Source organism: Gemmobacter aquaticus, assembly GCF_007859075.1.
Lineage (GTDB): Bacteria > Pseudomonadota > Alphaproteobacteria > Rhodobacterales > Rhodobacteraceae > Gemmobacter > Gemmobacter aquaticus.
In genome coordinates this window covers 171805-188451 of the sequence record NZ_VOAK01000024.1, presented here as the reverse complement: position 1 = coordinate 188451, position 16647 = coordinate 171805, and the positions used below count along the sequence as shown (strand labels likewise).

Genomic DNA, 16647 nt, shown 5'->3' with positions numbered 1-16647 from the left:
TGGTTCGCATGTGATGCTCTGGCATTGAAAATGCGGATTTTCCGCGTGCCATGTGCCGATGACGAAACCCATTCTCGGGCGAGCTCAGCCTATCTGCCAGAAATGATGAAGGTACTTGCCATGTTCGAGCGCGGAAAACGCCCTTGAGCAGAGGTTATCCACATAAAACGACCCCCCTTTGTTTTGGGCTTTCTAGGGCATGACTTAAACTTATCTGGGAACAACAAGGATCCTCAGTCTCAGAGGAATACTCAGGTTAAGTGATGGGCAGACCAAGAAAAAATATTTCCGATAGGCAGACCGCATCGATCACGATTACGCTGACTGCTGCCCGAAAGCAGCAGGTCGTGCAAGACGCCAGCGCGGCGGGAATGTCGGTTTCTGCCTATCTGGCTGCACGGATCTTTGCCCGATCATCGGGCGCCTCAAGGCGCGCTGCACGTGATGCGGAGCATCTTTCGGCGCAACTCAGGTGCGCGGCAGCGCTGGAAGATCTTTCCAGGAAAACGGTGGCTTTGAGCCATCCTGAGCAGTGCTTCGATTTCGGGATTACCTTGATGTGCATTGAGCGCGCCTTGCTGCCTTCGGGGCCAGTCAGGGACATCACGGTCGATTGGGGTGATGAGGAGGCTTGGGAATGATCGTTGGCTTCTCCTCACATCGGCGAGAAATTGGGCGCGGCGTCATGGCCTATTTCTTCGCGTCGATGGGGCCGGGCGCCGATGGTGGCCTCATGCGTCGCAACCCGATCCCTGAACTGCTGTGCGGCGATCCGGGATTGTTCTCCGCCACAGTTCGCGCACTGCGATTTCAGAACAGATACCGATCAGGCACGCTCAGCTTTTCGGCGGATGAGTTGGATGTCAGGGCCTTCAATGCGGGGGATCATGATCGTCGAAAGATGGTTGAGGAAATCACGGGTCTGCTTGAGGCAACTCTTTTCCCCGGTGTGCCAAAGGCCGCAAGACCTCCTCTCGTCATCGGCACGCATACCCATACTGAACGCCTTGAAGTGAACTTCGCGGTTCCGCAAGCGATCAAGCGTCCCGATGGGATGTGGCGGGCCTTTAATCCCGCGCCCCCTGGATTGGCCTCGAAACGGCTCTGGGATGCAATGCGGGATCTCGTCAACCTGCGCTATGATTTGGATGATCCGAACGACCCTGCGCGTGTGCAGGCCTTTTCGCTCCCCGCTTGGCGCCACAAAAGATGGGCAGCGGCGCGGCGGGAGGGGGTGCAGCCCGATCCGCTGGATGATGCCTTGATGACCCTGCGTCATCATTTCCACGCCGATCCGCCTAAGGGCCAAGAGGAAGCCAAGGTGCGGATCAACGCGGTGCTCTCTGGCTTTGGCCTCAGGGTCATGAAAGTCACGGATCAGAGCACCACGATTGGCCCCTGTGATGGAAGCGCGACAGCGCCGGTTTTCCGACTACGGGCTGCTCGGCTGTCAAATGTGGCCCAATCGGCGGCGCTCCGAAATTTGGAAGCTCAGGTTGCACCCGGAAAAGACCAAGGCTCGATCATCGTAAGATACGGGCAGGAATGGTCGCGCGTGGCGAGGTTTAACCGGGATCGATACGGCCAAGGGGCGTGGCCGGAGGCGGCCTTTGATCCGGAGGCTTGGTTGGCCGGGCAGGCACCTGTCTCGACCCGCATTCCCAAAAGACACCGGTTCATTCGGATCGAAAGGAGAGAAGATGCCGCATTTGCTCACACCGATGGAAGCCGCCTTGATCGAGAAGGTCGAGGCGATGGAGTGGAACCACCGCAAAGACCGCGCGCAATGGGAGCGCCAGGCGACCAAGTTTCAGGCGGAAATCCAGTCCTTACAAACGCAGGTGCAAGAGGTGACCACGATCCTTCAAAGCCTTGCCCCCCTCTGGGGTATCACGGCACCTCGGCAGCCCTGACGCGCCTTGCCGCGCTGCTCAGCTCGACCTTTCGTGTTCTGGCTGCAGACCTGAAGCCATTGGACTGGATGATGCAGTTTGATCGCGCCATCCCCGACACATTGATCCACACATTTCGCAATCTCAGAAAGAAAGTTGATACCCTCAATGTCTCACTCGCCTTCCATCGCCGCGCCCTTATCGCCAGAGCAGGTCGCGGAGCTATTGGCCATGGTCCAGCAACTGGTCCGCTTGGTGAACCCCTTGACCGCCCTTCTATCGGGGGCCTCAGGTCTGTCGGGGGGAGCGGGCCAGCGCCTCGAGGAACTGATCCAGCAGCTCACCTCGGTGTCGAACGGGCTGAACAGTTCGGTGGAGGCGATGGTCGACATTTTTGGGCCACAGGGGGCGTTCAAGCAGCAGGAGGAGCGTCTGTTGCGGATCGAGACGGCGTTGCGAACTTTGCTTCGACACGAGAGCGAGACGACCAAGGCGATACAAGAGATGCAGTTGTGGCTGTCAGGGGCGGCCTGAAGGGCGACCAGCGCGGCACGCGGTTGTGGTTGATCAAAAAGGTGAAGCGCGCCTTTCGCGAGGCGATGCCCGGCCAAAATTACAGAATTAACCCCATGGCGGGCGTGGGTCTGGCTGTCGATGTTGAGGGCGCGGGAAGGCTCCATCTTTCGATGGAGGCCGTGACGGATGCCAGCCCAAGACAGACCGGCAGGCTGGATCGGGTCATTTCCACACTCAAATCTCTGATTGGATTGCCCTCTGAGCAAAGTCACGCCAAGCCCGTGCTTCTCCTGCTGTACGAAGATCCCGCCGACCTCCCGGCGCTGCGGCAATTGGTGCCCAAGATCGCTGGGCGCAGCGTCAAGCTGCAAACGGCAGCGGCGTTGCTGGAACCTGCTTTCGCAAGCAAACTTGAGCGGGCGCTGAGGGGCGGTAAGGTTCATGACTGCATGCTGGTGGCCAGATCGCGCGAGGGACCATCTTCATCTTTGGCGCGGGCGATTGAGAGGCTGGTCCATCTGTTCTCAGAAACCAAGCGGTTGCGCCAAGCCTGTCTGGCCCCTGATGGCAGGCTGGCATTGATCGCTTGGACGGCACCCGCCCCTGTCGAAGATCAGCAGCCGTCCAACCATCCCGGTGATGACAAGCCCGAAGCGTCAGGGTCCGGCCCTGACCCCGGCGGATAGCGGGCTTGCGAGAGCCGACCACAGGAAAACAACAGGTCCAGCAAGCGCCTTCCATGCGCATTTTCTCGCGAAAATGCCGCGCAGGAGGGGAACCCGAGTCACCGGCCTCGGCTTCAAGTTCCTCCCTCCTGCGCTCGCATGGAACCTTTGCGCTTGCCTTGACTGCCGAAACGAAGCCGCGTCTGGCGACGCATCGCCCCCTCGGTCAACCCGAGGGGGCGGGGCAAAATCATTTTGTCTTCGTCTCGGCCGTCAACCTGTTCTTTTCCTGAGGTCTATGGAGGCTGGGGGGGGCAGGGGCAGACTGTCTGTTGGCCGGACAAATGGACAGAATCAACTGCCCAAAGTGACTATTCCGGAGAACTCATTTTGGGAGGAGTGCCGTTCTGGGTGTCTTGTAACCCGGAGCCGATGGTACGTATCTTGTGACCCCGTTGTGACCCGGGCCGCGGAAATTAAGGCGCCGCAGACTTGAAAAGCAAAGCTTCAAGCTCTATTTTGTGTAGCGATATCAGTGTGATGTAAGTGGTGCCCGGAGACGGATTTGAACCGCCGACACGCGGATTTTCAATCTGCTTGTCGATGATGCGCATCCCCTTTGCATTCAAGTGATATTCTAGCATAACCTTATGAAGTAAATTGATATTACTGCTGACATGGTGTGGCAACTGATCGTATGCAGTCGCAAGCAAATGCACCAAGTCGGCCAAGTAATGTAGCCCAGATGTAGCCCAGAAGAGGTGACGAATTGTCCAGAGCTAAGCCCTCACTATCGGATGCGGCGCTTCGCAAGCTGAAGCCAACAGGCCAAAGATACGAAATTACCGATAGCGTCGTCACAGGGCTTAGAGCTCGGATTTCGTCTGGCGGAGAGGTGGCATTCATTCTCAAGGCTCGAAATGCAGCTGGTCAGCTCAAGACGGTGACGCTCGGTTGCTACCCCCAAGTGTCGCTAAAGGAGGCCAGGGAGGCGGCGAACAGGGCTCGCCTGGATCTCAAGGATGGGAGGGACATAAACGGAGAAAAGCGGAAGATTCGGACAGCCGCAGCACAACCGGCGGAATTGGTGACGCTCCGCGATTTAGTTTGCGAGTTCGAGGGGCGCTTTGCTTCATCAAAGAAGACCTGGGCGCCTCGCGGACCGAAATCAGAACGAAGTGGAGCGCGTCAGGTGATTGAGCGCGTCTATGCAAATCTCTTGGCTAAAGACGTCGTGGAGGTCACCGATGAGGATTTCGCGCACGCGGTGCTTTCATACAGACGTGTCAATCCAAGCAACGGCAAGGCGACAGCAAATGGCCAGGCTTCGCGTGCCCGGGGCTATCTCGGCCCCGTCCTTGACTGGGCCGCAGGAAGGAGGAGCTACTCGAAAATCGGTGCATCGCGCATGCCAAGACTGAATGTCGCAAATCTTGCGACGACCCACGACCCTGCCGCAGCTGACCCGACCATTACAGGCAAGCGAAATAGGGTTCTCACCGAAGCGGAGCTGCGGGCAGTGCTTCCGCTGCTTCAGTACCCCGCGCCAAAGATCGGCGACCTGAAGCTCCAACCGGGGAGTGATTATCGGCCAATTGCGATGAGGTTCCTGTTGTTTACCGCCGCACGGCTCGAAGAAGTTTGCTCAATGCGTTGGGGAGACTTCGATCGCGTCAATCATGTTTGGCATAAGCCCAGCGTCAAGTCGACCAAGGGTGGCCCTCGCAGCCAAGACCTGCCTCTATCAGAGGCAGCTGTGTCAGTCCTTCGTCAGTTGCCCCAGTGGGCTTGCGCAAATTCCAAAGATCTGGTGTTCCCAAACAGCACCGGAGATGGACCACTGGGCAACTGGACTCGCTATCAACGTGCACTTTGTGAGGCGAGCAGGACCCAGGGTTGGCATAGGCACGACTTGCGGCGAACGGCGGCCACTATCATGCATTCGCTCAAGGTGCCGACGTCAACAATCGAACATATCTTGGCCCATTCAGACCCCTTCCGAGGTGCGAACGTTGGCGGAGCCGCATCCCACTATCTTCAACTCACTAGGGTGCTAAACGAAACCCGTGATCCACAGGAAGAGGCCTTGGCAATCTTGGCAAACGCTCTCGAACTAATTGAGACAGGAAGCTTCGTGACCAACGCCAGCTTCCGACACGGCGCGATTTCCGGATGCTCAGCCTCGCTCTGAGTGGGCTCAGTTCGGACTTGCGGCGATGCAGCGACGCGATTGAAGGGCGGGCGGCGGTGCCCTTCGACACTCGGCCCTATGCGGCCGGTCGGGGTGACGCAGTCGCCGCAAAGCGGCTTCCCCAAAGCAGTCGGCCACCCAAGATATCGCCCGAACGCGCAAGGGCGGCTACAATCGAGTGGTTACGACACCCCTTCCATGTTTCCCGTTACTGGTCGGGGGGAACACGACTATCAGAGAACTCTGCTGGATGCAGGCACCAATGCCATGATGGGCCTTGCCTTTGGGTAGGTGAACCCAAACGATCCCGGGAGTTCAGATGCTTCAAGCTGCATCGACAGCTCGCGCAACGTCGCTGCATGTTCTACTGATAGTTCGGTTGGTGCCGCTTCCAACCCAGTGCAGCGATTGAGCAACGACAACAGCTCACCGTCTCGCAGGATGGCGGACTGCCCGTGTTGCACTCCGAGGACGATGCGATGAACGGTCGCCTTCGTTCCCGTCAGTTCGTCCTCCACCCGTGCTAGCAGGATCGTGTTTTCGAGATCCTTGAGATATGCGGCAAAGACCGGCCGGTTGACTGCATGCTCCAGAAACTTGTCGACAAGGGAATGCCCGATCCCCATCATTCGGTTCATCTGCTCCTTCGGCGCGAGGTCGCGGTCGAACGTCAGCCCATCGTATCGGGATTTCAGATCCAGATCGTTGCGCCAGATCTCGGGCGTCGCGATCGAGAGACCCGCCTCAGAGGTCGTAACCCTGCGCCCGTGTGTCTTGGCGGCGTTCCGGAAGAACGGCTCGAGCTGTGGGAGATCGAGTTGCGGGATTTCCTTGGCCATCGTCGCGGAATCGAATTTTGATGCAGAGCCGAAAAGGCTTCGGGCCGTCGCGAGCGCATTGTCGCCGCCGAAGCGATTGCTGTTGGCGGTCCACCAGCTTCTCAGGGTTTCTCGGCCTTGTTTCGAATACCCCTCAGAATAAAGCTCGTCGAAAACCGAGGATCCAGCCATGCCGATCACGAGCTGGGCAATGTCCTCGGCTTCCTCCATCGATGCACTGAGCGTGGCCTGGATACGCGCGAGCTTTTCTTCGAGAAGGGACCAGATACGTGCCTCGACGGTTTCGGGGTTTCGCATCAGGTAGACAGATACGGCACGGGTCTGCCCGTAGCGGTTGAGGCGACCGACCCTCTGGTGCAACCGCATCGGGTTCCAAGGAAGATCGACATGCACCAGCGTGGCGCAACGGTGCTGAAGGTCGATACCCTCGCCGCCAGCCTCAGTCGAGATCAGGAAGCGGGTGCGTCCGGCATTAAAATCTTCGGCCGCCGTGTCGCGAGCCAGGTTGCGAGTCACGGCGATACCGCTGGCATCGGGCAGCGTGAGGCGTTCGTCACCATTGATAAAACCGGCGCTCCCTTCGCCGAAACGTGCTTCTAGCGCGTTCAGGACGAGGGCCTGGGTGGCCTTGTATTCCGTGAAGAGCAAGACGGGCTCTCCGTCGGGGAGCTCGGTCTCGATTAATTCGATCAATCTAAGGATCTTCGTCTCTTGGGTGATTCCGTCGGCGCGAGCGAGGATCTCGTCGAGGCGGGCAATCTCGTCGCTCATGAGCGTCGGAGAAGTCTCGACTATGGAGGTTTCCTCGCGCTGGGACCGTTCGTCGTCATCTTCATCCTCTGGCGGCTCGACGATCTGGGCGGCATCTCTTCGACCTTGCGCGATTGTCGTCGCCAGCATGCCTCGGCGCTTCGACAGGGCGCTTCGGATCGCCGCGATGGAACTGGCGGCAAGCTTCTGTAGCGCGATAAGCAGCAGCATGCGCGAGGTGCGCTCACGGCCGGCAAGGTCGCTCGCATAGGCCCGACCGTCGAGGATGAACTCGCTCATGACGTTGTAGAAATCCGCCTCCGTCTCAGTATAGCCGTAGTCGACGGTCTGGGTCAGCACCGGCTTGAACAGCGGCTTGCCTTCGAGGTCGGTCACCGTGGCCTTGTTGTTGCGGATCATCGCTTCGGGCAGGTGCGCAAGCTGTTCCTCGATGTCGCGCTGGGGGTCGAAAAGATCAGGCCGCAAGAGGTTCATCAGGGCGAGGAAACCGAAGTCTTTGCCCCGGTGCGGCGTTCCGGTGAACAGCACCAGCGACCCGATTTTGCCTGCGGCCTCCATGTCCTTCAGCAAGTTGTAGGTCAGGGTCGCGCTGCGTTCGACCGCCTGAAAGTGATGCGCTTCGTCTACCAGAACCAGATCCCAAGGCTCGGCCATCAACAGACGCTCGCGCGCCTTGTCCATGCGGAGCGTATGGAACGAGGCGACCACTTTGTCGGCCGTCTCCCAGTAGCTGATCTTTCCGCGATCGAGGTCGGCGGAGTAGAGGTTGAGACGGATGTCGAACATCGTCTTCATCCGGTCGCGCCATTGCGGGGCAAGACGGGCCGGGGTCAGCACCAGAACACGCTTTACCCGGTTCGAGGAGAGCAGCGGATCGAGGATCAGGCCCGCTTCGATGGTTTTCCCAAGGCCCACGTCATCGGCGACCAACCAGCGGGCTGGCCAGTTGCGCGTCACCTGGCGGCAGACCCAGAGCTGATGGGGCAGAAGCTTAACCCGGGTGCGCGTAAAGACGCCCCATTGGTCGTTGATCGACCGGATCAGGAGCGCCTGCGCCTTCGCCAGCGTGGCAGTTGAGTCGTCCGTAGTGAGGTCGGTAAGCCGATCCTCCAACGACTCGATGCGCATCAACTGGGCTGTCTCCACCCTATGAATGTCCGTACCGAACTGGACGAGGCTGAAGATTCCCTGATCGACCACCATACGGCCTTCACCGTGATCCGGATGCCGAACGGATTGCTCGGGCGCGAAGGTCGTCATGCGATGAAGTCCTCTTCTTCGACGTTGTCTTTCGAAATCCTGGGGGTATCAGGTCCGAAGATGACCTCCTGCGCGCCCTCGTGCTTCTGGGTCATTAAAAGCTGGATGGGAAGGTCAAGGGCGCCACCAAAAGATGCGCGTTCCCTGAGGACTGCTTCGAACTCGGAGTAGATTACGCGCGAGGCATCCATCCCGCCAAGGTCAAGTAGATGTCTCCAGCCTATCCGATCCGCGAAACGCACCATCGCCGAGGATTTCGCCCAGCCGTAGCTGTGCATATAGCCGCCGAGATCTCCCCAGATACCGGCCCGCACGCCCTCGCGGATCATCCAGTTCGCGCCGTTTCCGAGCGTGCGGATTAGCGAAGCCCCCTCAGTGCCGCGCCTCTGATGCAATGGCGAGGCACTCGGCCACCAATGATCGACGAGGCTGATCGCTCCTTCGCGTTCCACGAACCGTGGCAGGTTCTGATAGACGTCTACGTACTCGGGAAGCCAGCGAGCGACGACGTAGAGTTCCCCCAGCGCACGGCGCCATGGTCGATAGTCCTCGGCCTTGCCATCAATCCTCGCAAGCTCTTCCAGTCGATCTGTCCATGGTTTGTAGCTGTGCACTTGCGAGATACGGGCCATCTCGCCCCACCAGCCGTCGCCCTTGGCATCTTTGATGAAGTTGCGGCTGGCGGCTGCGTTGCCCCACTCGATACTTCGGAAGACGGCTTGGGCGAAGAAGGTGAACCACCCTTCGGGATCATCGTCGTAGTGCTTGTCGAGGAGCCGTTCCGGCTTGGAGTTCGCGGGGTAGGTGTCAACGTTGTAGTTGCTGCAAAGCTTCTGGGATTCTTGCGACCACCATGCATGGAGACGTTCGAGGACGAGGGCTGGATTTGCCTGACCTCCGAGCTGGCCTGTCGGAGAATATCCGCCTGCAGGGGCAGTATACCGGGTCCCATCGAGACGTTCCTCATGTTCGCCTGCGTAGAGATGCGGAAGAACGTGCCGCAGAAGATCGTTGCGGTTCAACCCCTGTGCGAAGTCACTTTTGCAAAATGCTTCGAAATCAGGGGGGAGCCAGCTACAGCGCCGGATGCCCAACTCCTCGGCCAGCTTTCGGCCTCTTTCGCCGCGCACCATGTACGTCACAACTGCGCGCTTCGCTTCGATCGTTTTGCATTCGCGGGCAAATTGGGCGAGCCTCGCCGGTGCAAGAAGGCTGCCGAGATGACCGCTACCGCGTGCGAGTTCGTAAAGGCTGATCGCGTCGCCGGTGTAACTCCCGGACAGGATATTGTCCGATGGTACGAACTCGGAAATCAACCGCTCGTCCGGATCGGCCCGTTCATTGTCATACGGCATGAATGCCGCCGGTCCCCATCTGCCATCCGCCATGCAGAACGTCGCAGTGCGCAAATGGAGCAGGGCTTGTTCTCGTTCGTCTTGCTTCATCGGTGCGGACGACAGGATACCGCCAAGCCATGAAGCCAGTTCCGGGTCGATCCGGCGACTCTCCTTGAGAGCTTCCGCGAGAAGGCCGCCGCCATGCAGGGGACTTGGAACCCTGAGGCCGATGCGTTCAAGCGTGCGGGCTGCTCGGCTCGACACGCTGCTCGACAGGATCCGCTGGGCGGCGGGATGACCTGCAAGCCGATTTGCGGCACCCGGAAAATCCATCACGCCGGCGACTTGCCAGCGAACATCCGTGGCTCGCAACAGGGGTGCGAAGGGAGCGGCGAGACCTGTCGGGAAGACGGGCGCGTCGCTGACCAGACTCGCCCAGCCGAGCCGGGCGCTGTCGGGGGTCTGGTTGGTGATGTCACGCGGTCGGGTATCGTCCATGTGGAGAGACCCTAGCAAGTCGTGACGCAGATCCGGTATGAAGTTGTCGGCCAGGGCGGTCCAGAACAGGCTTCGGCCTTCTTCAGGGTCCGGATTGGACAAACCGGCCTTCTGCGCGAACGCAGGCCAGTCGTTTTCTAGCAGTTTTGCCAAAGACTTGAGCCTGCGCGCTAGGCTGGTGCCATGCTTTCGGAACAGAGCCTTGCGTTCGTCCAATGTGCCCCGCAGGTGCCCCCGGCCCGGATTGACTGCAAAGCTGCGGCTGTTCATTAGCCATCGCGGGCGCGCGTCGACATCCAGCGGCGCCAGCAACCACAGGCCGGGGGTACCTTCGGCGGGCGGAATCGGCCCGGTCGGACCGAGGGGCAAGAACAGCGTCGTATCCTCGTCCAGATCAAGTACAAGCGCCTTGCCGGATTCGGTTCCGGTCAAGGTCAAAATTCGGACGTTCTCGGTTCCCGTATCCTCGAAGGACGCGCCGAAGGTCTCGGCGAGAGCCTCCTTGCGGATATCGACCTGCCGGATGCCACGCGCCATTGCGGGCAACCAGCGCGCTGACCGGCGGAAAGCGTCCCAGGCCGCGTCATAGTCCTGTCCCGCCTTCTGATCGAATTCGATGATCGTGGCGGGGCGGCCCTTCCGTGTCGCACCAAAAGAACGCTCCTTTCCCTGATCCCAAGGATCGGGCAGCAGCCCGCCATGGACGTGGCAGGCGACGTGTCGGCTGGCGATCCGCACCTGATCCGCCAGAAGATGGACTGCCTTGAAGCCCAGGCCGAACTTGCCCGTCACGGCCTCCGCGCGATCCTTGTCACTGAGGTTGAGCAGAAGCATATGGTAGAGGTCTCGGTGCCAGCCCATGCGCTCGCCGTGACTGCCTGTACCGACAACGTTGATGAGCCTTCCCCAGTGTTTCATGGTGGTCGTACCACGATTGCGCGAAAGCTCAAACCGTCCGGGGGCATCGGTCCAGGCTGGATCCTGCTGCCAGGCATCGTCCGCGTTCTGGAAAAGCTCGAAGAAGATCCGTGCCGGAGTGTATCCGTCCTCTGTGATCCTCGCCCGCACGCGTTCTAGCAATTCCGCGTGTCCAACGGGTTGATCGACGGTCGTCCAAAGCCGGTCCTTAAGATCTTTGCGAATGGCATCGGCACCATCTCCAGCGCCGCGCACCGCATCCTCGTAGTCCTTTCGCGCACGTTCCAAGATGCCGCCGGGCCTAGGCTTCATTTCGCCAAGGATCTTTGGCATCTGGTCGCGGATTTCGGCCCTGACTGCACTCGCGACATGTTCGGCAAACCGTGCTCGACCTGCAAGCAGCGCGTCCAGAGCGGCGCGTGCTTCGGGTTGATCCTTGACACTGCCGACATATTCTTCGGCCAGGGTTCGGCAGAATTCAGTGACATGTCGGTCCGTCAGCCGCACATCGTCCGGCAACACCACGTCGAGAGCGCGTCGCCTTTTTAGGCTATGCAAGTCTTTGGTATGCTCGTTTTTCCAGTTCTGATAGATGGTTCCGACGATCTCCAGCGGCTGCGCGTCTCCGAGGGGGAGCATCACGGATGTTCCCGCGATGCTGACGAACTCGTCCTCACCTTGCAGATCGCGTCGCGGACGGAACTGGATTCGCATTCGGGCGGACCGGGCCTTGAGGCTTTGGTCGCTACCTTTCCTGTACCCCGCCTCCACCTGGCTCTCGAAATCGCGCTCGATCCCCTCGATAACCGGGGCAGCCAGGCCAAGCTCTTCACGCATCAGAGCGCGCCAGTAATCCGACCGACCGAGCATAAACACCAGAACGGCAAGCATCTCAGCGGGAACGGCAACTTTCGCACGGGCGAGGATCGGCCTCAGGCTATCGGCGGACTGCTTTTCTGTCAGTTCAGCGGGCGGGTCGCTTAGGCGAAGCTTTCGCGGGTCGTCGCTCGAACCCTGTGCGGTCTGCGGGAGCAACCGCGACAATTCGGGGTCGAGACGATACGGGAAGGCAACGGCACCGCCATGCGCGACCACCTCGGTGGCGGCACGCCAGGTTCCGTCGCGCGTTGGCACCAGCGTTCCGGAAAGGATCTTCCCGATCTGACCGATCGACGTTCTCGCCAGAAGGCGGAAGCCCGAGTCATAGACAGCGCGGGCGGCGTGGCTTCCTGACGCGGCGATGCGTGATAGCGCATCCATCCAACCGTGGAAGTGTTCAGGGTCCGGTGCTCCATGCTGCTGGACCTCGCGCATGATGGTCAGTGCCTCGGCGCCTGGCGCCGACAACAGCCAGGCCAGAAGGGGCCATCCCGGCAAAGTCAGATCCGCGCCATCTTTTGCGAGCGATTGCAGGTGAGCGGCGATGTCACCCGGCCGCTCGCCGAACCAGCACGGGAGGCTTCCATCAGAAAGACGATCAAGCAGGGCACTTTTGCTTGCGGCGGCGTCCTTCAGCACACCGTCTTTCACCAGCAGACGTAGGGTGTCCTCGTCCAGCAGACCGACCGGTAAATCGTTCCGCGTTGCAATGTCCGCAGGGAGCAGGTCCGAATTCAAACCCGGCAGATCCATCACTGACGCAGGCGCGACAGCGTGCCCGTCCTTAAGCGTGAGCCACGGCGCCTCCGCAAGCAAGGGGAGAGTTTCCGGACTTCTGCCTTCCCGAATGGACGCGATGATCTGCGCGCCGTACCGCGCGGGCTCAGGTTGGCGGAGGAGGAAGACAAGTTGCCTTTCTGCAGACCATATCCGTGCCGAGGTGATCCGGCGAAACTGTTCCTGCGCCGCGTTGCCGAAAGGGGCCTGCAATATGGGCACATCGATACCATCCGGAAAGGGCAGGTCCGGGTTATGGCGATAGCCTTGCACGGCAGAAACGCGCCCTTGGTTCGTCTCGAAGATCGGTAGACGCTCGAGATCTTCGTCTGGGATATTCGCCGTGAAGAAGGCCGATAACAGTTCTGAGGAAATCGGAGCCGCTGCAATATACCTCTGGTTGGCGACGAACTTTTGGCCAAGAACTGCGCCATCGAACCGGCGGACACCAAGCAGGCCCTGTTTCTCTGCATCGATGCGCATCAGCAGGGTCGAAGACAGCAGGATAGTCTTGTCGTCTCCACCGACGAGGGTGCGCGCAAAGGTGTCGAGCTGGACGTTCCCCCCTTCGATCCAAAGCAGGTCTCGGTCGTCGAAGCGGGCTTCGCGACGTCCGGCAAGAAGTGCGCGCAGATAAGGGCGGTACTTGCTCTCGGTGCTCCAGAGCTTGTGCATCAGGTCGAGACGCGCTTCATCGGGCCCAAAAGCATCTGCCTCCGCGGCAAGGCGGGCCGTTTCATACGAAGGATCCTTCGCATAAGTCAGGCCAATTCCAAGTTCGGTCAGAAGCTGGGCTGCCTCGGCATAGTTGATCATCATGGCGCCGGCTCCGGGGGCTGCACGTTCGAGCAGCTCGACAAGTTTCCGGTTCTCGTTGTTATGTGCGAAAAGCCGACCGCCGCTTGCTGCCTTTGACAGATCGTCGAGGCTGGCACTTCGAGGGAAGCCAAGTCCCTTATCGACCCGGACGATGTGCAGGGCCCGGAACTCCGCGTCAGCCTGTGCCTCTGCCAGGTTGACCCCCATCGCCTTCAGGATGGCAATCGCGGCGGTTGCGGCCGCGTCCTCGGTCGCGGTGTCCTTCAGCAGCGGTTGCAGGGCCGTCAACAGGGCCTTCGCTTCGATTAGCGACAGGGTTCGGGCTCCCAAGCTTGTCGGACGCCAGTCCTGGTGAATACACAGCGGCGCAGCCTCGACCGAGGCCAGCGTCCGGCGCATCTTGCTGCTGCGCATCACGCTCGGTGGCATGGGCAGCACACAATCGTCCGGAAGATGGCGAAGGACCATCCGTATGTGTTCGCTCTCTGCCATGTCGACATCGCGCTGTGCCATCGCCCGGCGAAGCAGGTCCAAGACAGGCTCGACAAGTGCTAGCGACTTGTCCACGCGCTCGCGGCGTACAAAATCGAGGAATTCACCGAAGCGTGCGAGCTTACCTCCCTTACCGAATACGGTGGGGGTTAGGAGCCCGGCCATCCGGGCAAGCTCCTCGTCCTGCCAGGCAGCGGCAACTGGCGCCAGGACTGCGTTGGACCCGACCGTTGGAACAAGGTTCCACTCAGCCATGCGTTGCTCGATGTCGGGGATCAGCTCCAGGATCTTGGGAAGTCGGGTGTTTTCCGGCGCGGGCAGAGCGCGGAATTGAAGGCTGGGCACTTTCAGCGTCCAGCCGATCTTTCGGTCGCTCAGGGTCCGTGCCAAAACTTGCCGCGACGAGATCGCGGTGCGATGGTTCCGTATGAGCTCGGACGCATTCAAGCCGGACACGACCGCGTGGAGCTTTTCTTCAGTCAGGGCGTCTGACTCGAGTGCATCCATTAACAAACCCGGCAGCAGAGGCAGCACGAGTTCGTCGCGCACCCGCGCGTTCCATGCGGCGCTGACGTCGTCCAGCATGTCCTTGTCGTGGCCGAGGATGGCGTCCCGTCCGCTGGTTACGAAGAAGTAGCCATGCAGGAACAGCCGCACCTTTCCAGTCCCAACGACATGGGGCGCGCTTTCGCTCGCGACCGGAAGGAAAACGGACCACGTGATGTCGAGTTCATCTCGCCCGTCGGGATCAACGAGAAGCGCCACAGCACCATGCGGCAACGCCTTCTGCCGAACCATGACATCGTCCTGCCGATCGAGGATGTCCGGCCAACCTTCCGAGGCGGTCAGGTCAGTGCCGAAATCCGCCGTCGCCATTATCTCCTTGCCTACACTGCGGATTCCGGCACATAGCGGACCGCCGAAATCCGTCTGCCCCGGCGTTGCGGGATCGAAGCGCAGACGCGGGGAAGCGGCCCGATCAATGACAATGGACGTGCCATTGGCCACGACAACCTCGAGCTTGCTGACGTTGCGCAACAGCGAAACGATGCCAGACAGCCAGAACGGGTCGTTGGCATCATCCAGCAAGCTTGTGTCGTAGGACTTGGGTAGGAAGCCGTTGGTGGTCGTCTTCGGTTTGAGGCTTGAGCTCCGGAGGGGATACCATTGGACCATCTTCCGGGCGAAGCCTGCGAGGCCACTGGACAGAAGCAGATCACGGTCCCGCGCGGTCGGTGCGTCTTCCCATTCGAGGCAGGCATCCCCGGGCTTTCCGATGACGATGTAGGGATTGACCACCAGGGGCGGAACTTCGGTTTCGTGCCCTTCAGAGACAACGAGAAAGGCGTCGCAGACGTGGAACGCTGTCTTCTGTCCCATTCCGAACCGCCCGATGGCAGCGGTGTCGGTGGCCTTGACGCTGCCGCCGAAGCGCGCAATCCCTTGCGCTGATTCCGCGTCATATCGGCCGTCGTTCGCAACCATCAGCCCCGGAACCCTCAGGAGCGGGTGATCTGCCTCGGGCCAGCCGGGCAGGACTGCGATCCTGACTTGCTCTGAACCGGAATCATCCGCGTTTTGCAGCAGTTCTCGCAGGAGCGTCCGTCCGCCCTCGAAATGGTAGCGTTCCTTCAGGTTGGTCCGAAGGTCCTCGATGATCGACTTTTCGTCGCGGTGCATCGTCATGGGCGGAAAACTCTTCTCAATAGGCGAAGCGGCGGAAATTACGTTTGGCAAGCCGCACATTACGGAGTGGAATGGATAAGAGGGCAAAGCGCAAGATCGACTCGGCTTCGAAGTTCTCTCGCAGCGAGTATCCCGATGGGCGGCGATGCCGACCATCGATGAGGCCGGTCACCGGGCGCGTAAGAAGAGTATTTCTTGGGAGCTAAGTCCGTTTTTCTGCCCGTCGCGTAGCCGTCTGAGCGGGATGCGAAGGTCCGCTGTTCGCTGATTGCCGCGGGCGCGATGCCGCAGCCTCACGGGCGGCTCTCCGCCCATCGTTCGCTATTGCCAACCTTACCATCTCAGGCGTCATCGACCGACATGCCTTGGCGTGTGCGCGCCATGAACTCGTCCTAGCTCCAACCATCGGTCAGTTCAGTTCCCCGGATGTGCGCGCCGGGTGATTGTCGCGACGGCAAAGCGCACGAGATAGTCGTTCAGTGCGAGCGATGCGGTTTTGGCGGCGTTGGCGTCGCGGTTCAGGATTTGCGTCAGGATCTCGGCATGCAGGGCGCGGCCCTCGGCGATCTCGCGTGCGGTGTCACTGACGTGAATGATCCAGAACCGGCGCGATAGCGCCTGCAGTGGGGTCATCATGGTATCGAGATAGGGGTTCGATGCTGCACGAATGATCAGCGCATGGGTCTGCCTGACCGTTTCGGCATAGGCCGACAGTTGGAAATCGCCGGTGAGCGCACTTCTGAGCGTGCCCATATCGGTCATGTCCTGCTCCGTGGCGCGAGTGCAGGCCAATGTAACTGCTAGGCTTTCGAGCGTGCGGCGCACCTCCAGCCCGTTCAGCTGATCCTCGACCGAGACGGCAGGAACCTCGATCCCCTTGCTGGGGTGGACGTGCAGCATCCGCGTCATCGCAAGCCGCTGGATCGCTTCGCGCACCGGGGTGCGCCCGAGACCCGTCAGCTCCATCAATCCGCGTTCCGACACCATGCTGCCGGGCCTCAGCTCACCGTGTTCGATCATTCGTTGCAGTTGTTCGACGGCCTGGTCGGATTGGTTGCCCATGATACTTCCTCACCTCTGGGCGCTTGGCGCCCCGGAATGGCTGGT

At 60.3% G+C, this 16647-nt stretch carries 7 protein-coding genes; 3 read left to right on the top strand and 4 right to left on the bottom strand.

The features are described from left to right. Nucleotides 1-263 precede the first annotated feature (263 nt). Both FQU74_RS16675 and FQU74_RS16670 read left to right on the top strand, forming a co-directional pair. Entirely contained in the window at nt 264-641 is a 378-nt protein-coding gene (locus tag FQU74_RS16675) for a hypothetical protein (protein WP_146287610.1), read from the top strand. Next, a complete protein-coding gene (locus FQU74_RS16670) occupies nt 632-3094 on the top strand; it encodes a hypothetical protein (protein WP_146287609.1) in 2463 nt (820 codons plus the stop codon). Before FQU74_RS16675 ends, FQU74_RS16670 begins: the two co-directional genes overlap by 10 nt. A 455-nt stretch (nt 3095-3549) precedes the next feature. Here FQU74_RS16670 and FQU74_RS16665 read toward each other — a convergent pair whose 3' ends face one another. Next, entirely contained in the window at nt 3550-3804 is a 255-nt protein-coding gene (locus tag FQU74_RS16665) for a hypothetical protein (protein ID WP_146287608.1), read from the bottom strand. 38 nt (nt 3805-3842) lie between these two features. Here FQU74_RS16665 and FQU74_RS16660 point away from each other — a divergent pair, with 38 nt between their 5' ends. Further along, on the top strand, nt 3843-5264 hold the full coding sequence (locus FQU74_RS16660) for a tyrosine-type recombinase/integrase (RefSeq protein ID WP_146287607.1): 1422 nt from the start codon (nt 3843-3845) through the stop codon (nt 5262-5264). 233 nt (nt 5265-5497) lie between these two features. On the opposite strand, the gene FQU74_RS16655 is transcribed toward FQU74_RS16660, so the two are convergent. From FQU74_RS16655 to FQU74_RS16645, 3 genes are all read right to left on the bottom strand, one after another. Then, the gene (locus FQU74_RS16655; protein WP_146287606.1) at nt 5498-8134 is read right to left on the bottom strand and encodes a DEAD/DEAH box helicase; all 2637 of its coding nucleotides are present in this window, start codon (nt 8132-8134) and stop codon (nt 5498-5500) included. After that, nucleotides 8131-15600, bottom strand: a complete 7470-nt coding sequence (locus FQU74_RS16650) for a sacsin N-terminal ATP-binding-like domain-containing protein (protein ID WP_158635611.1) — start codon at nt 15598-15600, stop codon at nt 8131-8133. The genes FQU74_RS16655 and FQU74_RS16650 overlap by 4 nt, the downstream gene beginning before the upstream one ends. A 354-nt stretch (nt 15601-15954) precedes the next feature. Then, nucleotides 15955-16602: a GntR family transcriptional regulator gene (locus FQU74_RS16645; protein WP_146287604.1), complete on the bottom strand. Its 648-nt coding sequence runs from the start codon at nt 16600-16602 to the stop codon at nt 15955-15957. Between the last annotated feature and the right edge of the window lie 45 nt (nt 16603-16647).